We start from the raw sequence: 21,865 nt of genomic DNA on the forward strand, positions 1-21,865 counted from the left end.
GTCTTACGTTTTAAGTCGCTAATTAAAGCACTGGCACTTTTCTTGTTTTTCATCATTTAAGATTTAAAGGTTTGTAAAAATAATAAAACCTCTCTCTTATATTAAAGTGATAACTAGTTCACTTTTTGCTGACGTTATACAAAAGAAGGTGTTTCATTTACTAGCTTACTTTTAGATGATATTTATAAACAAGGAAGCACATTAACAGATAGAAAAAAGACTTTAAACGAACTTTGTGAAAAAGGTCTAAACATTTCAAATTTAAAAGGAAGTACTTTGGACGATAAAATAAGTAGTCTAATTCAGCATTTTGAAAATGTTGAGCGTGATGAAAAAGTTGGCATTTCGTTAGATGGTTTTGACAAATTGCTTGCTGAATTATACCAATCGCTTCCAAAACTAAACAAACAGATAAAAGACCAATTTGAACTACAAGATGAGTTTGTTTTAAAAGCAGATTTTTTACTCGATTATAACATTAAACCAAGAGATATTTTGGATTTAATTATTAAAACCGATTTAACAAAATTTATAAAAGATAATGGAATCAAGCAACGAGGTGACGATATTTTAAATATTCTTGAACATTATAAAGATGTTGAGAATCTATATTTAGAGAATTATGAAAATGTTGCTTACAGAAATTTAAACTTATTAAAAGAAAACGGAATAACAGTTAAGGAAAGTGAACTCGGAATTAAATTTGAAGATTTAACAAAAGTTATTTTCAAAGGTTTAGGTTTTAATGTTGACGATGCGATTAAAAACAAACTGAACACTAAAAAGGATATGATGGATATTCTTTTAAACTTGAATAATAACGAAATAATTATTGTAGAATGTAAAACAAGCAAAGAAAGAGGTTACAATAAATTTAGTTTTGTTTCAAGACAATTAAAATCGTATCAAAATTTAGCTCTTAAAAATGACTTGCGAATAGTCAAAATACTACTTGTTGCTCCAGAATTTAGCGATGATTTTGTGACAGATTGCGAAATGGACACAGAAATGAATTTATCTCTTATTACTGCTTCAACATTATCAAATATTTCAGAGGCATTTAAAACTTCAAAATACACAGAATTTCCACATGTGCTATTTAGAGATATTGTAATAAATGAGGAAAGAATATTAAAAGCGTTAAGTAAGTAATCTGCTAAAAAACTAGTAGTTTCAAAATATTTTTAAAAACAATCACGTTCAACAAACATCAAAAAAACAAAAAAATCAGCATCTCTAAATGCTGATTTTTCTGTTATATCTCATGCTATCAATTTCTATAAATGTATTGCAACACACCATACTTTACAATAACTATTAAATAGTTTGCGTTAATATAGCACTAACGCTATTCGCAATGAAACAACTAATCACCTACTCTATCCTATTTTTTACAACTGTATATAGTATTCAAGCACAAGACTGTATGCTTAATTTAACAGTAACGCTAGAAAACATAAATGGTGGTGTATTTAAAGACCAAACGGTTACACTTACTTCTAAAACAGACGAAAAAACCTATCAACTGCAAAGCGACCAAAACGGTCAGGCTCTATTTAATTTGCCTTGTAATGCGGTTTTCGATATTAAAATTTCGAATTATACCAGAAAAAAAGTAATAGAAACACCAAACTTAAATGGTGGCACACTTACCAGAACCTTTACTTATGGTTCTAATATGGCTGCTATGGATAAAAAAATGGCCATGTCTGGTGCAGAAAAAGCTACCATTAAAGCACATGTTAAAACATTAGCAGATACGCTGTTTTTAAAATCTTCGGTCATGAAAACACCAAAGAACAAGAGCTATTATGCTGTTGTAAACCTTAGTATTAAAGACCTTAACAATGGACCATTAGCAAACGAAATTACAACCATAACAGGAGAAAGCAGCAAAAAATCTATTAAAACCAAAACAGACAAAAATGGTCGCCTTATTGTTTATGTGCCTAAAGGCGATAACTACACTGTAAACTTTACTTACAACAAAAAATACGCAACTTTTGATACTTATTATACTAAAGGCTCCTCTAATATAAGACTAGAATACAGCTACTTAGGCACTAAAGAAATAGAACGACGCAAAAAAGAAGAAGCAGCACGTATTGCCAAAGAAGAATTAAGATTAAAAGAAGAAGAAGCGCGTTTTAAAACAGAATGCGAACGTTTAAAACTTACCGAAGAAGAGTGTAGAAGAAAAGAATTGGAAGGCTATATAGATACTATAAACAACAATGCAGATAAAATGATTATTTCTACAATTTTTGAGAGAAATCCATGGAAAAACAAACTTATTGTTTGTGATTTAACAGGTAGTATGAGTCCTTATGTTGCAGAATTATCGGTATGGTACAATCTTAATTTATTGGTAGAAAAAAATCTTCAGTTTGTATTTTTTAATGATGGTGACAATAAGGAAGATGAAGAAAAGAACATAGGCGAAACTGGTGGTGTGTATTATACTAGCTCAAGAAATATAAGCGAATTAAATGGTTTGGTCTCCAAAGTATCGGCTTCTGGAAGTGGTGGTGACTGCGAAGAAAATGATTTAGAAGCCCTAATTAAAGGCACGAAACTGGCTAAACCATTCGACCATTTGGTTTTAATAGCAGATAGCAATTCGCCTGTTAGAGATTTAGAACTTTTAAGTAACCTTACAACACCTGTTCATGTAATATTATGTGGTTATGAGGATTTTATTTTAAACGATTATTTAAAAATAGCCTGGAAAACCAAAGGAAGCATACATACCATTGAAGAAGATATTGTAAATATCTACAGAATGCTAGAAGGACAAAACATTACCATAGATTCAAAAACCTACAAACTAATGGGAGGCGATTTTATTAAATTAAATTAAGTGTTTAGTTGTAAAATTAAATTGAATGTTAACGTGTATAGATTATCAATTCTGTTGGTATTAAGGCTATTAAAACCAAAAATATATTTTAATTAAACACTCCTAGTTATTCTAAAAATGGTAACGAGCACTATTTAAAATGAAGGTTTTTTATAAATAAAAAATGAAAAAAGACAATGAGTAATTACAATTAAAACAGAACCAAATTTTAATTCAATGTTAACAACTTCCATTTTCTAAACCCATAAATAATTGTATTTTTACGCTGGACTATTTTAATTTAAGTTCGCAAATAAAACCAAATCAATTAATGGGTAAAATAATTGCCATTGCCAATCAAAAAGGAGGAGTTGGAAAAACAACAACCTCAGTTAACCTTGCCGCATCTTTGGGTGTTTTAGAGAAAAAAGTATTGCTTATAGATGCAGATCCACAAGCAAATTCTACCTCTGGATTAGGCATAGATGTCGAGGCTGTAGAGATTGGTACCTACCAACTTTTAGAACATACTAATACTGCAAAAGAGGCTATAATAAAAACCAATACGCCTAACTTAGATATTATTCCGTCGCATATAGATTTAGTCGCTATAGAAATAGAACTTGTAGACAAAGAGTCTAGAGAATACATGCTTAAAAAAGCATTAGAAGACATTAAAAACGATTACGATTTTATAATTATAGACTGTGCACCTTCTCTTGGCTTATTAACACTAAATGCGCTAACAGCTGCTGATGCTGTAATTATACCTATACAATGCGAGTATTTTGCACTAGAAGGTTTAGGCAAATTATTAAACACTATAAAAAGTGTTCAAAAAATTCACAACGCAGCGTTAGACATAGAAGGTTTATTGTTAACCATGTACGACTCGCGTTTACGTCTCTCTAACCAAGTGGTAGAAGAAGTACAAAAGCATTTTAACGATATGGTGTTTAAAACCATTATACAACGTAATGTTAAACTAAGCGAAGCACCAAGTTATGGTGAAAACATCATTAATTACGATGCCTCTAGTAAAGGTGCAGCAAATTATTTAAGTTTAGCAAAAGAAGTAATCAATAAAAACTCCTAAACAATGGCGAAGGCAACAAAGAAACAGGCTTTAGGCAGAGGACTTTCGGCTTTATTAAAAGACCCAAGTAACGATATACAATCTGTACGAGATAAAAACGCAGATAAGGTTATAGGAAATATAGTAGAACTAGAACTGGATAACATCGAGATGAATCCGTTTCAACCACGTACTAGTTTTAACGAAGAAGCCTTACGCGAACTGGCTTCGTCTATAAAAGAATTAGGTGTAATACAGCCAATTACGGTTAGAAAATTAGGTTTCGAAAAATACCAATTGGTGTCTGGAGAACGCAGGTTTCGTGCCAGTAAATCTATAGGTTTAAAAACTATTCCTGCATACATACGTATAGCAAACGATCAAGAGAGTTTAGAAATGGCATTGGTAGAAAACATCCAACGTCAAGACTTAGACCCAATAGAAATTGCATTATCATACCAACGTTTAATTGATGAAATTCAATTAACACAAGAACAAATGAGTGAGCGTGTAGGAAAAAAACGCTCTACAATTGCTAATTACTTGCGTTTATTAAAGCTAGATCCTATTATTCAAACTGGTATGCGTGATGGCTTTTTATCTATGGGACACGGTCGTGCAATTATTAATATTGAAGACCAAAGCATTCAATTAGACATTTACGAGAAAATATTAGCAAACAAACTTTCGGTACGTGAAACCGAAGCCTTAGTAAAAAATTATAATGCTACCAATGAAGTTGTTGTGCCCAAAAAAGCAGCATCAACCGAATTGCCTAAATTTGTAAAAAAAGGAATGGCAGCGTTTTCAGAATACTTTGGTCATAAAATAGACGTTAAAGTATCTAGCAATGGAAAAGGAAAAATAACCATTCCGTTTCATTCTGAAGAAGATTTTAATCGTATTAAAAAGTTAGTACAAAGTGACAAATAAAGTCCTGATAACCGTTTTTAGTGTACTCCTTTGTTTTTCTGCTATAGCACAAGAAGGCAAAGAAGAGCAGAAAATTACAAAAGAAAAGAAGTCGCCATCTGCTAAAAGTGACGACACTTTGGTTATTATTCCAGCAGATAGTGCTTTAACTAGAAAAGAAATAGATCCATTACGTCCAGCAAAAGCAGCCTTCTACTCTGCCGTTTTACCAGGATTAGGACAAGCCTACAACAAGAAGTATTGGAAAATTCCAATAGTATATGCAGCCATTGGAACAGGTATTTATTTTTATACAGACAATAATAAACAATACAAACGTGTTCGTGAAGCCTACAAAAGACGTTTGGCTGGTTTTGAAGACGATGAGTTTCAAGGCAGACTTACAGATGATGGTTTGAGAGAAGCACAAAAATCGTTTAGACGAAACAAAGAACTGTCGCTTTTAATAACCTTTGGCTTATATGCCTTAAATATTGTAGATGCCAATGTAGATGCGCATTTGTTACAATTTAATGTAGACGATAATTTAAGCTTTAAACCACACTACACTATTGACGAATTCAATAATAAAGGACGTGTTGGTTTAACCATGAATTTTAAGTTAGATTAGTCATTTAAACAGCATTTGTGGTCATTAAAAAACTATAAATAAGATTTCTGTATTACTGTAATACATTCAGTATAAATAAGGAAATAACAAAAAAGAGTTTATGAAAATCGCTTTACTAGGTTATGGTAAAATGGGCAAAACTATTGAAGCTATTGCTTTAAATCGTGGTCATGACATTGTTTTAAAAACATCTCAATCTATAGCTTCAGAGATTACAACTGCAGATGTTGCTATAGATTTTAGTATTCCTAAGGCAGCTTATAATAATATTTCAAACTGCATAAACCATAATGTCCCAGTAATTTCTGGAACTACAGGTTGGCTAGAAAACTATCCAAAAATTACGGCATTATGTGAAGAAAAAAAAGGCGCATTTATCTATGCTTCTAATTTTAGCTTAGGTGTAAATATTTTTTTTGAACTTAATAAGTCATTAGCAAAAATGATGTCTACTTTAAAAGATTACAAAGTAGCTATTGAAGAAATACATCATACTCAAAAACTCGATGCACCAAGTGGTACAGCTATTTCGTTAGCCGAAGATATTATAAATAATAACGCAAATTATAATGCTTGGCAGTTAGATAGTAATACCAACAAAACAATTCCTATTACAGCAAAACGAATTAAAAATGTACCAGGAACTCACAATATCACGTATAACAGCGAAATAGATACTATAAAGCTAAAACACATTGCGCACAGCAGACAAGGTTTTGCTTTAGGTGCTGTAGTTGCTGCAGAATGGTTAGTAGGTAAAACAGGTGTTTACACCATGAAAGATGTGTTATCTATTAATGATTAATTTCTAATGACAAATGATAAACGATTTAAAAACAAGAACTAAGGCATTTTTGCTCATAGATGTATTAAACTCTCTTTAAATCTGCCTGATACGTATTTAGGTAATCATATAAAGAAACAACTCTTTATATGTTCAACGTCAGTAGCAGCAAATTATAGAGCAACATGTATTGCGCAATCGAAAAAAAGTTTCATTTATAAAATAAGTATTGTAATTGAAGAGGTAGATGAAAGTCATTTTTGGATAGAGTTTATAGTAGACGAAAGCTTAATTGCTTTAGATAAGTGTAAATCTTTGTTAAATGAAGCAGATCAGCTCACTAGAATTTTTATATCATCTAAAAAAACTGCAAATTTGAATATTAACAATTAGACATTAGTAAATAAACATTATACATTTAAAATATGAACGGAACACAATGGATTATATTCTTCTTGATTATTCAAGGTATTCACGGATTAGCCACTTGGAAATTATATATAAAAGCAGGTCGTAAAGCTTGGGAAGCGTTTATTCCTGTTTACAATGCTGTTATTTTAATGAAAATTATTAACAGACCTTGGTGGTGGACCATTTTACTTTTTTTACCTATTGTAAACCTTATTATGTTTCCAGTAATTTGGGTAGAAACCGCTAGAAGTTTCGGAAAAAACGCAACAGTAGATACTTTTTTAGCCATTGTTACTTTAGGCTTTTACAACTTTTATTTAAACTATGTTGCAGATGTTAAACATATTGAAAACAGAGCATTAATTGCTGGTAGTAGTGCTGGAGATTGGATTAGTTCTATTCTTTTTGCTATAGTTGCAGCAACTATTGTGCACACTTATGTTATGCAACCATTTGTTATTCCTTCGTCTTCTTTAGAAAAAACACTTTTAGTAGGCGATTTTCTATTTGTTAGTAAGTTTCATTATGGCGCAAGAGTACCTATGACGACGGTTGGATTACCAATGGTACACGATTCAATTCCGAAGACAAAAACTAAATCTTACTTATTTAACGATAAATACGAAGAACGCAACACCTCTTGGATTAACAAATTGCAATTACCATATATGCGTTTACCAGGTTTCGAAAACATAACACGAAACGAAATTGTAGTTTTCAATCAACCAGCAGATACCTTGTTGGATATGAATGATTTTACACCTGATAGAAACTACTATAAACCAATAGATAAGAAAACCAATTTAGTAAAGCGTTGCGTTGGTATAGCTGGAGACACTCTTGAAATTAAAGCTGGACACGTTTATATTAATGGTGAGAAAAATGTATTACCAGACAGAGCACGTTTACAATTCTTTTATGAAATAAAAACTAAAATGAATATTAATGATTTTTCTAATAAACACGGAATTACAGAAAGATCTCCTAGACCATATGAAATTTTCAATATCTCAAATACATATTGGAACAATCCAGAATATAAATTAGCGCTTCAACAAAATCCTCAAGTTAGTTTAGTTGTTGTCTCTCAAGATTCATTAAACACAAGAGTTAAAGGACGATTAACAAAAAAAGTTTTTGATGCATTAAAAATGACTGTAGTTGAAACGAGATTTGATGCAAATATGACAGAGGAATTAGCCGCTAAAGTAGCTAAAGATCCAAGTGTTATTTCATTAGAGAAAGTTAACTCTGAAACTCCAGATGCACGTTTATTTCCTCAAGATTCTGAATATACGTTTACAGCAGATAATTTTGGACCTATTTACATTCCTAAAAAAGGTGAAACATTAGATTTAACTATTAAAAATTATCCATTATACAAACGTGTTATTGGAGAATACGAGAGAAATACCATAACTTCTCGTGGCAACCAAATTTTAATAAATGGCGAAGTGGCAACTAGCTATACGTTTAAACAAGATTATTACTGGATGATGGGAGACAACAGACAAAACTCTATAGACTCTAGATATTGGGGATTTGTACCTTTTGACCACGTGGTTGGAAAACCAGTTTTAGTTTGGATGAGTTTTGATACTATTAAAAAGAAAATACGTTGGGATAGATTATTTACAACTGTCCATGGTACTGGAGAAAAAACATCTTATTTAATTCCTGTTCTAGTTTTAATTGCTGGATTGATAGGTTTTAACCGTTTTAGAAAGCGTAAGAAGGCTAAATAGTTTAATTTGTTGATGTGGTAATTGGTTGATTTGTTTTTACTCGACTTTAAAAATGGAACGCTATGTATGTTTATAGTTTTGAAAAATTAGAAGTTTGGGTAGAAGCAAAAGAACTTTCTAAAGTTATATATATTGTAACAAAAGATTTTCCTTCGGATGAAAAATTTGGATTAACTTCTCAATTAAGAAGGGCTTCAATTTCCATATGTTCTAATATTGCTGAAGGCTCAGCAAGAAAAACAAACAAAGATAAAGCACACTTTACTACAATGGCTTTCAGTTCTGCTGTAGAAGTTTTAAATCAAGTTATAATTACTGAAGAGTTAGGATTTATTACCAAAGAACAATACTCTTCAATAAGAAAACAGATTGAAAGCATAGCCAATAAGTTGAATGGTTTAAGGAATTACCAAATAAACAAATAACCATATCAACACATGAACATATTAATCCATCCAACCTATTGTCCTAGCATCGCGACATTTGTTGCTATCGCAAAAGCAGATAGTGTAGTTATGGAAGTTCAAGACAATTACCAAAAGCAAACCTACAGAAACCGTTGTTATATATATGCTGCAAACGGGAAATTACAATTAAGTATTCCTGTTGTATTTAGCCAGAAAAACAGACAAAAATATAGCGAAGTAAAAATTGCTAATACTTATAAATGGCAAGATAACCATTGGAAATCTTTAGAATCTGCTTATAGAACCTCACCTTTTTTTGAGTTTTATGCCGATGAATTACAACCGCTTTTTACAGAAACTTTTGATACTATTTTAGAGTTTAATTTAAAGTGTTTTGAATTAATTTGCGACTGTCTTCAGTTAGAATTAGATTATTCTAAAACAGAGGTTTATGATAAAGAACCCAAAAACACAATAGACTACAGAGCGCTAGTGAACGCAAAAAAGGAAACTATAATTCCTTTAAAACCTTACACTCAGGTTTTTAAAGCTAAACATGGTTTTATTAATAACTTAAGTATTTTGGACTTGCTTTTTAATGAAGGTACTAATGCTGTAAGCTATCTAAAGTCACAAACCATTTTCTGATGTATCAAACAATAATACATTATGGTATTCATTTTTTATTGCCTTTAGCTATTGCTTTAGTATTTTATAAAACCACTTGGAAAAAAGCCTTTTTAATTATGCTATTAGGTATGTTAATAGACTTAGACCATGTATTGGCTAGTCCTATTTTTGCAGCAAACCGTTGTAGTATTAATTTTCATCCGTTACATAGTTATTATTTAATACCATTGTATTTGTTTTTAGTGTTCCCAAAAAAAACAAGATGGATTGGTTTGGGTTTATGCATTCATATTTTGGCAGATAGTGTAGATTGCTGGATGATGAGTTAAAAAAATGAAGTATAATACCAATATATTTTTACCACACATTATTCATGTTTTTACATAAAAAACGATTGTTAATACCAAAATAAAAACTACTCCAAACTAACTTTAGTCATTATTGGATAATGGTCTGAATATTCCACATCATAGGTTTTAAAACCATTGACTGAGAATGCTGAATCTGCAAAAATAAAATCTATTCGCATAGGAAAAAACTTAAAATTATAGGTTCTACCAAAACCATTACCTGCGACTTTAAACGTGTCTTTAAAGCTGCCTTTTACTTGTTTATAAACATAAGAAAAGGCTGTATTATTAAAATCTCCACAAATAATTGTCTTATAAGTACAAGCGTTCTTATGCTTTAAAAACAACTCTGCTTGTGTTTGTTGCATTTTAAATGTTTTACCAACACCAACAAAGAGTTTTTCAGATTCTTCGGTAGTTAGGCTTTCAACTTTTGGGTCTATACGTAAAGATTGTAGATGAATATTATAAATTCTAATAGTATCCTTACTTTTTAAAATATCGACATAAATAGCATTATTAAACGTATTTGGAAATGCTATAGATCCAGAATTAATAATGGGATAGTTAGAGAAAATGGCTTGTCCGTATTTTTTATTTTTCCCAAGAAGTTTTTCATATTTATACTTATAAAAAGACAACTTTGTACTTTCTCTAGGATGATACTCTTGAAGCGCTAAAACATCTGGAGCTTCGGTTTTTATAAAATTAACTAATTGTTCTTCAATAGCTTCATTTGAAATCCATTTGTAGAGATTAAATAATCTCACATTGTAGTTCATTATAGAGATGTTGTTTTCATGAGCAATCGTTTTAGATTCAGAAAACTTATACAATGAACCATAAATAAAGTAACCTATTACCAAAATAAATAAGGATAATAATAACTGTTTTTTTATTTTAACTAACCAATAAATAAAAAATAAAACATTTAATAGTATTAAAATAGGTACACCTAAGCCTAGTACCGAAAAGACTGCAAATGTTTTTGGAGGCAAAAGTGGTAGAATATAAGATAGCAGTAAAACAAAAGCCACAACAGAGTTGAAGAAGAATATAACTTTCTCGAAAAACTTCAACTTTTTCATGATTACTTTCCAGCTTTAAATAGAAATTCTTTTTCTTCGGCAGACAAACTTTCGTAACCGCTTTTACTAATTTTATCTAAGATAATATCTATTTTCTTTTGGTTATTAAACTCATTAAATTCGCCTTTAGTATAACCGCCTACTTTTGATTTGTCTTTATAAACTGTTTTAAGATTCTTAGATGTCGAACGCTCAAATAAAGGCATTATACGCGCTATTATACTTTCAAAACCTTTTCCAATATCATGGCCTTTATCTAATTGTTTAGTGTAAATATAACCTAATAATGCGCCTCCTAAATGTGCTAATTCTCCACCTGTATTTGCCAAAGGAATAAGCGCTATAAAAGATATAACATAGAGTGTTGCAAATACCCAAAGTTTTAATCTAAAGACACCAAAGAGGTTTAATTCGTAATTTGGCGAACGTGTTGTAGCTCCTAATAAAATAGCAAAAACAGAAGCAGAAGCTCCATACAATATTGCATTTTCATTAATTAAAGCTGGAAACACATTATAGGAAGCTATAAATATTAATCCAGCAAAAATACCACCTAAAAAATAATAGTTAATAAACTGTTTTACAGAGAAAAAAGTTAGAAATATTCTACCAAAATAATATAAGGCAATCATGTTCCCTAATAAATGCCTTAAGCCAAAATGAAGAAAATTGTAAGTAATAATAGTCCAAAATCTATATAGTATTTTACTTAAGCTTTCTGGTAGTGCTAAGTACTCTGCAAAAAAAGTTAAGTGTTGTTTAGTGCCTAGAAAAAACACTGCATTAATAATAGCAATAATTGCAAATATGCCAATATTTACAAAAATAAATTTTTCGTGAATTGGCGCTATTTTATACTTGTATTTTAAATCTGAAACTAAGCTCATTAGTCTATTCTATACTTATTAAACGCATTGTTTTTCCAAAACAGCATGATTATTAAACCTACTACTGCTCCACCAACGTGAGCCCAATGTGCTATATTCATTCCAAAAACAGAAGGACTGCCAAGAAAACCAGAAACAATATCGTATCCTACAATTAACGGAATAAAGTATTTAGCTTTTATTGGTATTGGAAGGAAAATTAACATTAACTCAGAATTTGGGTTTAAAATTCCAAAAGCCACTAAAACACCCATAATACAACCAGAGGCTCCAACCATTGTTGAATTATAAATATTAAAAGCTTCATTTATTTGTTCGTTTTGTATTGGTGTGGTTGGAAAATTCCATTTTCCAGTTCTATAAATATCCATTAATGCTTCGGTAGATACTCCAGAGGCTTGTAACTCTTGTATTAATCTTGGATAATTAATATAGTCAACACCTAATTGAAATAGTACTGCTCCTAAACCTGCAGCAAAATAAAGTATTAAAAACTTTTTACTACCTAAACGTTGTTCTACAGCTGTCCCAAACATCCACAATGCAAACATATTAAACAACAAGTGTTTAAAACCACCATGCATAAACATGTGCGTTACTATTTGCCATGGCTCAAACACCTTATTTTCTGGATAATGAAGTGCAAACAAATCAAAAAATTGAGCTTCACCAATTAGCATTGTGGCCACAAACATAATCACATTAATAATTAATAAATGCTTTACTGTTTCTGTTATTCTATTCATATTTAATTTCCTTGATTTAGACTTTGTTTTAGTTAATTTCTAATAGACATCTGTTTTAATTACACTTTTTAAACAAATTTTCTATCTAGTGCATCAACAGTCATGGTTATAAATGTTGCTTTATTTGTTGGTGAAACATTAGGCTCTTTACAAGCAAAAAGTGAATTCACTAAATGCTCTTGTTCTAGAATTGTTAAACTTTGACCAGTTTTTATAGCTAAAGATTTAGCTAGCGATTTAGCTAACAAATCGGTAGCACTAAAATTACTATCTGGCACTTCGTTTTCTACATCGCTAATAAGTTGCTCTAAAATAATAGACACTTCACTTTCTGGAACACTTACTGGCACTCCTGAAATTTCTACTAACTCGTCTTTAATAGCCTGAAATATAAAACCTGCATGTTCTAAATCTGTTTTAAGCTGATTTATAATTTCTATTTCTTGTGGCGAAAAATGAAGCGCTAATGGAAACAATAATTGTTGACTCATAGCTTCTTTAATGGTCATGTTCTTCAAAAAATTTTCATATAGAATACGTTGGTGTGCTCGATGCTGATCTATTAATAATAAACCAGATTTTATAGTACTTACAATGTATTTATTATGAAACTGATAGGTGCTTTGCTTCTGCTCTACTTGGTTATCATTATCAAAAAAAGATTCATTTTTAGAATTACTTTCAAAATGAACTTCGCTAAAATCTTGTTGTGTTTGTGTACCTTTAGATTCTAGGCCAACATACAAACCTTCCCAGCTAGCAGCTGTTGGCTTTCTATAAGATGTTGCTATATTAGATGCTTGTTGGTCTTCTCTAAACGGATTAAAATTACTATCGACCTCTATACTTGGTGTTCCTTTTTGCTGGTAACTGTATGGTGTATCTAAATTTGCATCACGTTCAAAATCTAAAACTGGAGCAATATTAAATTGTCCTAAACTGTGTTTTACAGATGAGCGTAAGATGGCATACAAAGTATGCTCGTCGTCAAACTTAATTTCTGTTTTTGTTGGATGAATATTTATATCTATGGTTTGCGGATTTACCGTTAAGTTTAAAAAATAACTAGCATGAGCTCCATCTTTTAAAAGACCTTCGAACGCAGAGCCTATGGCGTGATTTAAATACGCACTTTTAATAAATCTGTTATTAACAAAAAAGAATTGTTCTCCTCTAGTTTTCTTGGCAAATTCTGGCTTACCTACAAATCCTGAAATTTGAAGCACTTCTGTATCTTCGTTTACTGGTACTAGTTTTTCGTTTGTTTTAATTCCGAAGATATTTACTATTCGTTGTCTGTAATTGCTTTCTGGTAAATTAAAAGTTTCACTTCCATTATGAAACATTACAAAACTAATATTTGGATGCGCCAAAGCAACACGATGAAACTCGTCTATAATATGTCTGGTTTCTACCGTATTCGACTTTAAAAAGTTACGTCTAGCAGGAATATTAAAAAACAAATTCTTTACCGAAATCGAAGTGCCTTTTGGTGTCACTACAACTTCTTGGCTAATAACTGTACTGCCCTCTATAACAATACAAGTACCAACATCTTCATGGTCTTGCTTTGTTTTTAATTCTACATGTGCAATAGCAGCAATACTTGCTAGAGCTTCGCCTCTAAAACCTTTGGTATTTAATTTAAATAAATCGTCTGCAGTTTTAATTTTAGAAGTGGCATGACGCTCAAAACTTAATCTTGCATCTGTAACGCTCATGCCTTTACCATTATCTATAACTTGAACTAGAGTTTTACCAGCATCTTTAATTATAAGTTTTATTGAAGTTGCTCCTGCATCTATTGCGTTTTCCAACAATTCTTTAACTACAGAAGCTGGACGTTGTACAACTTCGCCTGCAGCAATTTGGTTTGCAACATGATCTGGTAATAGTTGAATAATATCTGCCATTTACAGCTTAGAAAAATATAGTGAGATCGAAATCGATTATAAAAAGAAAAATAAGTAATAACACTGAAATAATAATTAACACACGTTTACTAACTGCTTTATCTTCAGAGTTTTTATACTCATTCATCGCTCTAAAAAACCTTGTTTTGAGACCACCTGAAGCTTCTAGTGTTGAACGATCATCGTCAAATTTACCTTTCATGGCAAATGGACTACCATCACCTTTGTAAAAACGAGGTTTATAGTTGTAACGCTTATTTTGTTTTAGTTTAATAAATCCCATACCTAAAGTATTTTATATTCAAGATAGTACATGATTGCAATAATAATGCCTAACAAAACCAAAAGTAAAGGCAAACCTATTTTTCGTTTTCCTACACCAGTTGTTCTAGTACGTTCCCATGCTTTTATGCTCTCACGTTTAGTCGCGTACTCTGCATTTTTATCTTTAGTTTCATCTTTAGAAAACCTAGAATTATACTTAAATGTTTTATTTTTTCTATTATTAAACACTATGCGTTCTTATACTTTTAAAATACACTCAAAAGTACTGAAAATAGAGAAGAATTAGTAAGTTTGAATGCTAAAAATTGTTAACAGTTGTTTTAAGTCGCTTGGTTGTAAAATATAAAACAGTAAGTATTATAAAATTTTTACATTAGAATTTACAGAGTAAAACAGAGTTCTACAGCGCTCTAGTCTGGACAAATTGATGTTAATTGAATTTATATTGAAGACTAAGTAATAAACTACTGCTTACTAATTACTGCCATTTTAATAGCTGCAATAGCTGCTTCTGTGCCTTTGTTACCATGTATTCCTCCAGAGCGATCTATAGCTTGTTGTTTATTGTTGTCTGTTAAAACACAAAAAATAACAGGAATATTATGCAATACATTTAAGTCTTTTATGCCTTGTGCAACGCCTTCGCAAACAAAATCGAAATGTTTAGTTTCTCCTTGAATTACACTACCTATGGCAATAACTGCATCAACGTTTTGCTGTTGCATTTTTTTAGAACCATAAATTAACTCAAAACTTCCTGGAACATCCCAACGTGTAATGTTTTCTGGTAGAACATGATGCGCTACTAAAGTTTCGTAGGCACCTTTGTATAAACCTTCGGTAATGGTATCATTCCATTCTGAAACAACAATCCCAAACCGAAAATCTTTCGCGTTTGGGATTGATGTTTTATCGTATTCTGATAAATTGTTATTTACTGTTGCCATATTTAATTTCTGCTAGAGCGTTGAAATTATTTGTTTGACATTGCTTGAGCTTTCCCAATAAACACCTCTACAGAGGTAGCTTCTGGTGTACTAGGATACGTTTCTTTAATAGTATTAAAATAACCTAACGCTTCTGTTGCTCTACCTAAATTTAAAGCTGTAATTCCTGCTTTATAATAGTATGTAGGAGCTGTTAAGTCGTTTGTTCTCATTTTTGCAGCTTGTAAATAATACTTTAAAGCTTGCTCTGGTTGTTCTAATTGCATGAACGCGTCACCTATAGCACCTTTAGCCATTGGTCCAGCAGCTTCGTCTTCACTTTCAAATTTATCTAAATGCGCGATTGCATTTTTATAATCTTTTAAGTTTAGGTAAGACATTCCAGCATAGTAGTTTGCTAGATTGGCTGCATCTGTTCCACTATATTCTTTAATAATGTCTAGCGCTCCATATTTACCATCGCTTCCGTTAAGTGCAACATTGTAAAGCGAATCGTTAGAAACGCCAGCAACAGCATCGTTAAATTGCTTTTGCGTATGGTACAATTCGTTCATTCCTTCTTCATTAGCAGGTTCTTGAACTAATTTTTTGTATCCTAAATATCCTAAAACTAGAGCAGCAACTACTGCAATAATAATGAAAATATATTTTTGGTTAGCAGCAACAAAATCTTCAGTTTTAGAAGCAGTTTCATCTAAAGTGTTAAATACCTCAGCAGTTGTTGAGTTTTCTCCTAAGTTCTCATCAATAACTTCTTTTTCCTTTTCTGTTTTAGGTTTGTAACCTCTTTTCTTATAAGTTGCCATGTATTTATTATATTTTATGCGTGGCAAAAATAAAATATTTCTTCATATATAAAAGCTTATTTATTTGTTATTTTGCATGCTCCATTTAATTGCTATACTAACTACTACTACATTTGCTTAAATAGTCTATGATTTTAAAGTCACTTTCCTTAGTAAATTATAAAAATTTCGAGAGTAAATCTCTTACTTTTAACGACACCATAAACTGTCTTGTTGGCAACAATGGCATAGGAAAAACAAATATTCTAGATGCTATTTACCACCTGTCTTTTGGTAAAAGTTATTTTAATCCAATAGCCTCACAAAACATAAAGCACGATGAGGATTTTTTTGTTGTTAGTGGCAACTACAATAAGGAAAATAAACCTGAAAAAATTGTAGTTAGTTTAAAACGAGGACAAAAAAAAGTAATAAAACGCAATGGTAAGGCTTATAATAAGTTTAGCGATCATATTGGATTTTTACCTTTGGTTATCATTTCGCCTGCAGATAGAGATTTAATTATAGAGGGTAGCGACACACGACGTAAGTTTATAGACAGTGTTATTGCACAAAGTGATAAATTATATTTAGACGATTTAATAAAATACAATAAAATTTTAGCACAGCGTAACAGCCTATTAAAGTATTTTGCACTTAACAACACCTTTAATAACGATACGCTTGATGTTTACAACAATCAATTAACAGATTTTGGTACTAAAATTTTTAATAAACGCGAAGCGTTTTTAAAAACCTTTATCCCAATTTTTAAAGCAAGATACAAAGCAATTAGTAATGGAAATGAAGTTGTAGATTTGGTTTACAAAAGCGATTTGTTTGATACCGATTTATACACCTTATTAAAACAAGTTATAAATAAAGATAAAGCCATACAATACACTAGTGCTGGTGTACATAAAGATGATTTAATCTTCAACATAGACAGTCATCCAATAAAGAAATTTGGGAGTCAAGGACAGCAAAAATCGTTTTTAATAGCTTTAAAATTAGCGCAGTTTGATTTTATAAAGCAAGTTAGTGGTGTAAATCCTATTTTGTTACTGGACGATATTTTCGATAAGTTAGATGAAGAACGCGTTACACAAATTATAAAACTAGTAGATGATGAAAATTTTGGACAATTATTTATTAGCGATACTCATGCAGAACGTACTGAAAAAGCAGTAAAACAAGTGCATCAATCTTATGAGATTTTTAAATTATAATGTGCTTAAACTTCTCAAGAAATATCGTTTAAAACTTACAAATGCATTTTAAATATTATTATGAAAAAAACATTTTACACTCTTTTAATAACATTAATTCTATGTTGTTCTCATAATCCAGAACATTATATCCAACATATTGATGGTTACTGGGAAATTGAAAGTGTAACACTATCTAGTGGTTTTAAAAAAGAATACACAGTAAATCAAACCATAGACTACATATCTGTTAAAGACAGTTTAAATGGTTTTAGAAAAAAGATGTCTCCGCGTTTTGATGGTAAATATGAAACCTCAAAAGACGTAGAAGTTTTTAAGCTTAAAACAGAAAACGATAGTTTACATTTATATTATTCAACAGCATTCTCCAAATGGAAAGAAACTATTTTAATGGCAAATGAAAACCAATTAAAAATTGTGAACCAAAATAACGATGTATATTTATACAAACGTTACAAACCAATAATTATAGAATAATAAATTAAAAAAAGCCTTCCGTTTCTGGAAAGATAAACATGGCAAAACGTAATAATAACATTTTAAACATACAAGACGCTCTAAAAGATTTTGTAGAAAGCAATAAACTAGATAAAGGTTTAAACAAAGTTAATGTGCGCGAGGCTTGGTCTAACCTTATGGGAAACGGTGTGAACAATTACACAACTACAATAGATTTAAAAAATGAAACACTCTATGTACAATTAAGTTCAAGTGTTTTAAGAGAAGAACTCAGTTACGGAAAAGATAAAATGATAGCTATGCTTAACGAAGAACTAGGTAAAGAGTTAATTAAAAAAATAATTTTAAGGTAGTACTATTTAATTGGTACTAAAAAAATAAAATAGATTATTTAATATAAAATAGTATATTTGTTTCTTATTATAAATTAAATTTTTTTAAAATGGCTCAAGGCACAGTAAAATTTTTCAATGATTCTAAAGGTTTCGGTTTTATAACTGAAGATGGATCAGACAAAGACCATTTCGTACACATTTCTGGATTAATCGACGAAGTTCGTGAAGGAGATGCAGTAGAATTCGATCTTCAAGAAGGTCGTAAAGGTATGAACGCAGTAAACGTAAAAGTAGTATAATTAAATATTCAATTTACCTTATTACAAGAAAAGCTCACTATTTATTTAGTGAGCTTTTTTTTGGGCATTAATCAAAAAAAAGAGGAAATAATAGGTCATGTGAATTAATGGCATCATCTTTGCAAATAATTAAATAATTAATATTAAAATTTATTACAATGAGTAAAGGCACAGTAAAATTCTTCAATGACGCTAAAGGATTTGGTTTCATCACAGAAGAAGGTGTAGACAAAGACCATTTTGTTCACATTTCGGGTTTAATTGACGAAATTCGCGAAGGCGACGAAGTTGAATTCGATCTACAAGAAGGTAAAAAAGGATTAAACGCAGTTAACGTTAAAGTTATTTAATATATACTACATAATTTTTTAAGCAAAAGCCACTCCTAAGAGTGGCTTTTCTATTTTCTACTGTTTTATTCATAAAAAAAAGTAACCGCTAATTGTACTTTTTTATAGTAAGTAATCTTACTTTATTCTTTTAATATCTTAATAACAGTAGCTTTAGAATCTTGTGTTGTTATAGTCATAAAATACAATCCAGAAGTTGCTTGCGATAAATCAATAGATTTAGTAGTATTCATTTTAGTTAAGTCTTCCGTTTTAATAAATCGTCCGTTAATATCATAAATCTCTACTTTTAATAGATTGATTTGTCCTGTTTTCTTAAGATTAAAAATTCCGTTAGATGGATTTGGATACACTGTAACCAAACTATTTATAGTATCAAACTCTGATACAGCTAAACTATAATTACAATTGTAAACTGTAATCTCATCTAGATACCAACCTTCTATACCATTGCAGCCATCAGTTCCCATATCAAATCTAAATTGTATGGTTCCGTTAGAATTTAAACCTAAAGATGATAAATCTATTACACTAGTTCCCCAACTTCCCGCATTAGAACCTCCATCTGTTCCTGTAAAAGCTTCTTGACCCTGCATAGGATTATCATTACCAGCTGCTGCAGAATTAATTGAAGAATTATAACCATTATTAATAAATGCTGATGCAGGTAAAAGATCCCAAGGACCATTATTTATTTTATATTTTATATTTGCACCATCCCACTTAAATTCTGTGGCAACATAATGATTAAAAGCCATTTCAAAAATTCCAGCACCAACGTTTGGCATGGTAATAATCGGGCTTTCTAATTGCATAACACCATTTTGGAAATCTGTTGAGCAATTACCACCATAAGTTTCACCAATTGGTGCATTAATAGCAAAAACACCACTACCTGTTCTACCACTTGGTAAACTTGTTACTAATTCCCAATCTCTAGAAGTCCACGTTGCTCCTGTTGGAACCTGACTAAAACTCCAGCCATCTGTACCAGTTTCCCAATCTACAAAATAAATTGAATTATTAATTCCTGCTGCACACATAGCTGGTGCAGCTCCTATAAGAGAAGTAAAACCACATTGAGAGGGAACAATACGCAATTCTACAGCTAAAATTGCATTTGTTAATTGTTGCAAATCAAAAGTTGTAATTATTTCTCCGGAAGCTCCTACAGCAGTTCCTGTTGTAGATAAACCTTGAAGGTTTATTCCTAATAAATCTGAACCAGCAGCTTCTAGGCTATTGGCTAAATCTGTAAAATCACTAGTTGCAGTTAAATATTGACTTTGTGCTCTCCAAAAAATATGAGCTGCTTTAGTAAAACCAATACCAGTTATTGTTTGTCCGTTGTAATTTCCACCATCTACTAATAGTGCATAAGCATGATTTGGAACTCCTGAGTTTGAGTGCACACCTCCAGAATCTCCTGTACCACATTTATACTGTACATCTGTAACTTTACCTGGATCACCATTACAAGTTGGATCCCACATATCTCTTATGGCACCACCAAAAGCAGAAGCATCTTCTCCCATTCTCCAGCGGTCGCTACTATTACAACTAGTGCGTAATGCATGATTATCATCTGCATCTTGATAGCTATTTAAAAGATCTACTGTTTCTCCCCAAATATCTGAGTAAGATTCATTTATTGCTCCAGATTGCCATTGGTATATTAACCCACTAGTATATTCTGTATATGCGTGTCCCCATTCATGCGCTACAACATCGTCTGAAGCTGTACCATCGCAATAATTGGCTGTAGATCCATTCCAATTTGCATTTGGACACGAAATACCTGGATTGTTATTTATCGTTCGCATTTTAGCATCTGCTCCATCATAAGAAGCATAACCAAAAGCGTGATTGAAAAAATGATATACATGAGCAGAAGCCTCTACTTCATTTTGTTGCCAAATAGTTAAAGAACCAGGAAAAGCATCTCCTTCTTGCCAAATCAAGTTTCCTGTATTACCTTCAAAAATCTCCCGATCCATGGCATGAGCAATACCTGTAAATTGTTCTACAACTTCTCCATTGTGCGCATTTACAAAAACAAACTCTCTTACATCTTTGTTATTTCGAACTTCTATTTGGTATACCAAATAATTCCCACCTATATAACCTTGAGCTAATCCTTTTTGAAAAACATACAACTTAGTATCATGCACAAATAATGTTTCACCAGAGAAATTAATATCTTGATTTTTAATAGTCCCTATTGCAATTAAAAGCGCTTCAGTTTTTGAAAAAGAAGGTGAAGCATTTAATTTAATATCTGTAATATAATTACCATTTATTGCAGTTAAATTATTTTGCTTATTAAAATGAAATAATAATTTACCATCGTAAACAGGCACACCTTGATACTCTTGATTTAAAACAACGCGTTGAAAGCCAATATTATCTACTGCTGTTGTATTCAATTTTATTGTACTACTTATATCATCAATTCCATAAATTGACTTATTTGAATTTAAAAAATCAAATGTTTTTTCTGTAATTGTGTTTCCTTTTAAATTTAAAGGATTGTCGTTTGAAAACTTAATAAATTCAGGAACATTAGAATCCTGATTAATTGTAACGCTAGCTTTAGTTTTCTGCTCAAAAGCGTTGATGGCTGTTGTGGTATTTTGCGCTTGAGTCATTACTGAAAAAAACAAGCTCATAACCACTAGGTATCTAGTAATCTTCATAATTTTTTTTAAGTCTCGCTAAATTAGCAGATTACAGTGAACAAAAAAAGCCTAACTTGTTA

25 protein-coding genes are annotated in these 21,865 nt (G+C 31.1%); 16 read left to right on the forward strand and 9 right to left on the reverse strand.

What is annotated here, in order from left to right:
* The first annotated feature begins 276 nt into the window (after positions 1–276).
* The 11 genes from P8H50_RS00840 (at position 277) to P8H50_RS00885 (ending at position 9,763) form a co-directional block, all read left to right on the forward strand.
* Positions 277–1,152 (forward strand): hypothetical protein, encoded by an 876-nt coding sequence (locus P8H50_RS00840; RefSeq protein WP_300204462.1) that lies wholly within the window; start codon positions 277–279, stop codon positions 1,150–1,152.
* A 205-nt stretch (positions 1,153–1,357) separates the two neighbouring features.
* Entirely contained in the window at positions 1,358–2,860 is a 1,503-nt protein-coding gene (locus P8H50_RS00845) for a hypothetical protein (protein WP_300204465.1), read from the forward strand.
* A 310-nt stretch (positions 2,861–3,170) separates the two neighbouring features.
* Positions 3,171–3,935, forward strand: coding sequence for an AAA family ATPase (locus tag P8H50_RS00850; protein ID WP_300204468.1), 765 nt, complete (start codon positions 3,171–3,173; stop codon positions 3,933–3,935).
* 3 nt (positions 3,936–3,938) lie between these two features.
* Positions 3,939–4,847, forward strand: coding sequence for a ParB/RepB/Spo0J family partition protein (locus tag P8H50_RS00855; protein WP_300204470.1), 909 nt, complete (start codon positions 3,939–3,941; stop codon positions 4,845–4,847).
* On the forward strand, positions 4,837–5,457 hold the full coding sequence (locus P8H50_RS00860) for a DUF5683 domain-containing protein (protein ID WP_300204472.1): 621 nt from the start codon (positions 4,837–4,839) through the stop codon (positions 5,455–5,457). The genes P8H50_RS00855 and P8H50_RS00860 overlap by 11 nt, the downstream gene beginning before the upstream one ends.
* 100 nt (positions 5,458–5,557) lie before the next feature.
* On the forward strand, positions 5,558–6,262 hold the full coding sequence (gene dapB, locus P8H50_RS00865) for a 4-hydroxy-tetrahydrodipicolinate reductase (protein ID WP_300204476.1): 705 nt from the start codon (positions 5,558–5,560) through the stop codon (positions 6,260–6,262).
* Positions 6,263–6,307: 45 nt separating this feature from the next.
* On the forward strand, positions 6,308–6,634 hold the full coding sequence (locus P8H50_RS11010) for a four helix bundle protein (protein WP_366900940.1): 327 nt from the start codon (positions 6,308–6,310) through the stop codon (positions 6,632–6,634).
* Positions 6,635–6,666: 32 nt separating this feature from the next.
* Positions 6,667–8,397 carry a signal peptidase I gene (gene lepB, locus P8H50_RS00870; protein WP_300204479.1) on the forward strand — a complete coding sequence of 577 codons (1,731 nt, stop codon included), beginning with the start codon at positions 6,667–6,669 and terminating at the stop codon, positions 8,395–8,397.
* Between the two features lie 62 nt (positions 8,398–8,459).
* Positions 8,460–8,822: a four helix bundle protein gene (locus P8H50_RS00875; protein WP_300204483.1), complete on the forward strand. Its 363-nt coding sequence runs from the start codon at positions 8,460–8,462 to the stop codon at positions 8,820–8,822.
* 12 nt (positions 8,823–8,834) lie between these two features.
* Positions 8,835–9,452, forward strand: coding sequence for a WbqC family protein (locus P8H50_RS00880; protein WP_300204486.1), 618 nt, complete (start codon positions 8,835–8,837; stop codon positions 9,450–9,452).
* Positions 9,452–9,763: a DUF6122 family protein gene (locus P8H50_RS00885; protein ID WP_300204490.1), complete on the forward strand. Its 312-nt coding sequence runs from the start codon at positions 9,452–9,454 to the stop codon at positions 9,761–9,763. The genes P8H50_RS00880 and P8H50_RS00885 overlap by 1 nt, the downstream gene beginning before the upstream one ends.
* 86 nt (positions 9,764–9,849) lie before the next feature.
* On the opposite strand, the gene P8H50_RS00890 is transcribed toward P8H50_RS00885, so the two are convergent.
* The 8 genes from P8H50_RS00890 to P8H50_RS00925 all read right to left on the reverse strand — a co-directional run bounded on the left by P8H50_RS00890 (position 9,850) and on the right by P8H50_RS00925 (position 16,456).
* Positions 9,850–10,872 carry an endonuclease/exonuclease/phosphatase family protein gene (locus P8H50_RS00890; protein ID WP_300204493.1) on the reverse strand — a complete coding sequence of 341 codons (1,023 nt, stop codon included), beginning with the start codon at positions 10,870–10,872 and terminating at the stop codon, positions 9,850–9,852.
* A gap of 2 nt (positions 10,873–10,874) precedes the next feature.
* Complete coding sequence (locus P8H50_RS00895; RefSeq protein WP_300204497.1) at positions 10,875–11,759, reverse strand: rhomboid family intramembrane serine protease; 885 nt, start codon at positions 11,757–11,759, stop codon at positions 10,875–10,877.
* Positions 11,759–12,505: a rhomboid family intramembrane serine protease gene (locus tag P8H50_RS00900; protein WP_300204502.1), complete on the reverse strand. Its 747-nt coding sequence runs from the start codon at positions 12,503–12,505 to the stop codon at positions 11,759–11,761. Before P8H50_RS00900 ends, P8H50_RS00895 begins: the two co-directional genes overlap by 1 nt.
* 68 nt (positions 12,506–12,573) lie before the next feature.
* On the reverse strand, positions 12,574–14,418 hold the full coding sequence (gene mutL / locus P8H50_RS00905; RefSeq protein ID WP_300204506.1) for a DNA mismatch repair endonuclease MutL: 1,845 nt from the start codon (positions 14,416–14,418) through the stop codon (positions 12,574–12,576).
* A gap of 7 nt (positions 14,419–14,425) precedes the next feature.
* Positions 14,426–14,701: a riboflavin synthase subunit beta gene (locus P8H50_RS00910; protein ID WP_300204510.1), complete on the reverse strand. Its 276-nt coding sequence runs from the start codon at positions 14,699–14,701 to the stop codon at positions 14,426–14,428.
* Positions 14,702–14,703: 2 nt separating this feature from the next.
* Positions 14,704–14,931, reverse strand: coding sequence for a hypothetical protein (locus P8H50_RS00915; RefSeq protein WP_300204513.1), 228 nt, complete (start codon positions 14,929–14,931; stop codon positions 14,704–14,706).
* Between the two features lie 236 nt (positions 14,932–15,167).
* Positions 15,168–15,650, reverse strand: coding sequence for a 6,7-dimethyl-8-ribityllumazine synthase (gene ribH, locus P8H50_RS00920; RefSeq protein WP_300204517.1), 483 nt, complete (start codon positions 15,648–15,650; stop codon positions 15,168–15,170).
* Positions 15,651–15,676: 26 nt separating this feature from the next.
* Positions 15,677–16,456, reverse strand: a complete 780-nt coding sequence (locus P8H50_RS00925) for a tetratricopeptide repeat protein (RefSeq protein WP_300204521.1) — start codon at positions 16,454–16,456, stop codon at positions 15,677–15,679.
* Between the two features lie 128 nt (positions 16,457–16,584).
* Here P8H50_RS00925 and recF point away from each other — a divergent pair, with 128 nt between their 5' ends.
* The 5 genes from recF to P8H50_RS00950 all read left to right on the forward strand — a co-directional run bounded on the left by recF (position 16,585) and on the right by P8H50_RS00950 (position 19,107).
* Positions 16,585–17,664, forward strand: coding sequence for a DNA replication/repair protein RecF (recF, locus tag P8H50_RS00930; RefSeq protein ID WP_300204525.1), 1,080 nt, complete (start codon positions 16,585–16,587; stop codon positions 17,662–17,664).
* Between the two features lie 60 nt (positions 17,665–17,724).
* Positions 17,725–18,141, forward strand: a complete 417-nt coding sequence (locus P8H50_RS00935) for a hypothetical protein (protein ID WP_300204530.1) — start codon at positions 17,725–17,727, stop codon at positions 18,139–18,141.
* A gap of 38 nt (positions 18,142–18,179) precedes the next feature.
* A complete protein-coding gene (locus P8H50_RS00940; RefSeq protein WP_300204535.1) occupies positions 18,180–18,476 on the forward strand; it encodes a DUF721 domain-containing protein in 297 nt (98 codons plus the stop codon).
* A gap of 89 nt (positions 18,477–18,565) precedes the next feature.
* Positions 18,566–18,757, forward strand: coding sequence for a cold-shock protein (locus tag P8H50_RS00945; protein WP_300204538.1), 192 nt, complete (start codon positions 18,566–18,568; stop codon positions 18,755–18,757).
* Positions 18,758–18,915: 158 nt separating this feature from the next.
* Positions 18,916–19,107: a cold-shock protein gene (locus P8H50_RS00950; protein ID WP_300204542.1), complete on the forward strand. Its 192-nt coding sequence runs from the start codon at positions 18,916–18,918 to the stop codon at positions 19,105–19,107.
* Positions 19,108–19,229: 122 nt separating this feature from the next.
* Here P8H50_RS00950 and P8H50_RS00955 read toward each other — a convergent pair whose 3' ends face one another.
* Positions 19,230–21,803 (reverse strand): M4 family metallopeptidase, encoded by a 2,574-nt coding sequence (locus P8H50_RS00955; RefSeq protein WP_300204546.1) that lies wholly within the window; start codon positions 21,801–21,803, stop codon positions 19,230–19,232.
* Between the last annotated feature and the right edge of the window lie 62 nt (positions 21,804–21,865).

It is taken from the genome of Lacinutrix sp., assembly GCF_029238095.1.
Lineage (GTDB): Bacteria > Bacteroidota > Bacteroidia > Flavobacteriales > Flavobacteriaceae > Lacinutrix.

Excerpts from the sequence above, each read along its gene's own strand:
- P8H50_RS00945 (WP_300204538.1), top strand. The coding sequence starts at position 18,566 with ATGGCTCAAGGCACAGTAAAATTTTTCAATGATTCTAAAGGTTTCGGT.
- recF (WP_300204525.1), top strand. The coding sequence starts at position 16,585 with ATGATTTTAAAGTCACTTTCCTTAGTAAATTATAAAAATTTCGAGAGT.
- P8H50_RS00900 (WP_300204502.1), bottom strand. The coding sequence starts at position 12,505 with ATGAATAGAATAACAGAAACAGTAAAGCATTTATTAATTATTAATGTG.
- P8H50_RS00875 (WP_300204483.1), top strand. The coding sequence starts at position 8,460 with ATGTATGTTTATAGTTTTGAAAAATTAGAAGTTTGGGTAGAAGCAAAA.
- P8H50_RS00950 (WP_300204542.1), top strand. The coding sequence starts at position 18,916 with ATGAGTAAAGGCACAGTAAAATTCTTCAATGACGCTAAAGGATTTGGT.
- dapB (WP_300204476.1), top strand. The coding sequence starts at position 5,558 with ATGAAAATCGCTTTACTAGGTTATGGTAAAATGGGCAAAACTATTGAA.
- P8H50_RS00935 (WP_300204530.1), top strand. The coding sequence starts at position 17,725 with ATGAAAAAAACATTTTACACTCTTTTAATAACATTAATTCTATGTTGT.
- P8H50_RS00850 (WP_300204468.1), top strand. The coding sequence starts at position 3,171 with ATGGGTAAAATAATTGCCATTGCCAATCAAAAAGGAGGAGTTGGAAAA.
- P8H50_RS00855 (WP_300204470.1), top strand. The coding sequence starts at position 3,939 with ATGGCGAAGGCAACAAAGAAACAGGCTTTAGGCAGAGGACTTTCGGCT.
- P8H50_RS00880 (WP_300204486.1), top strand. The coding sequence starts at position 8,835 with ATGAACATATTAATCCATCCAACCTATTGTCCTAGCATCGCGACATTT.
- P8H50_RS00845 (WP_300204465.1), top strand. The coding sequence starts at position 1,358 with ATGAAACAACTAATCACCTACTCTATCCTATTTTTTACAACTGTATAT.
- ribH (WP_300204517.1), bottom strand. The coding sequence starts at position 15,650 with ATGGCAACAGTAAATAACAATTTATCAGAATACGATAAAACATCAATC.
- P8H50_RS00955 (WP_300204546.1), bottom strand. The coding sequence starts at position 21,803 with ATGAAGATTACTAGATACCTAGTGGTTATGAGCTTGTTTTTTTCAGTA.
- P8H50_RS00890 (WP_300204493.1), bottom strand. The coding sequence starts at position 10,872 with ATGAAAAAGTTGAAGTTTTTCGAGAAAGTTATATTCTTCTTCAACTCT.
- P8H50_RS00885 (WP_300204490.1), top strand. The coding sequence starts at position 9,452 with ATGTATCAAACAATAATACATTATGGTATTCATTTTTTATTGCCTTTA.
- P8H50_RS00940 (WP_300204535.1), top strand. The coding sequence starts at position 18,180 with ATGGCAAAACGTAATAATAACATTTTAAACATACAAGACGCTCTAAAA.
- lepB (WP_300204479.1), top strand. The coding sequence starts at position 6,667 with ATGAACGGAACACAATGGATTATATTCTTCTTGATTATTCAAGGTATT.
- P8H50_RS00925 (WP_300204521.1), bottom strand. The coding sequence starts at position 16,456 with ATGGCAACTTATAAGAAAAGAGGTTACAAACCTAAAACAGAAAAGGAA.
- P8H50_RS00895 (WP_300204497.1), bottom strand. The coding sequence starts at position 11,759 with ATGAGCTTAGTTTCAGATTTAAAATACAAGTATAAAATAGCGCCAATT.
- P8H50_RS00910 (WP_300204510.1), bottom strand. The coding sequence starts at position 14,701 with ATGGGATTTATTAAACTAAAACAAAATAAGCGTTACAACTATAAACCT.
- mutL (WP_300204506.1), bottom strand. The coding sequence starts at position 14,418 with ATGGCAGATATTATTCAACTATTACCAGATCATGTTGCAAACCAAATT.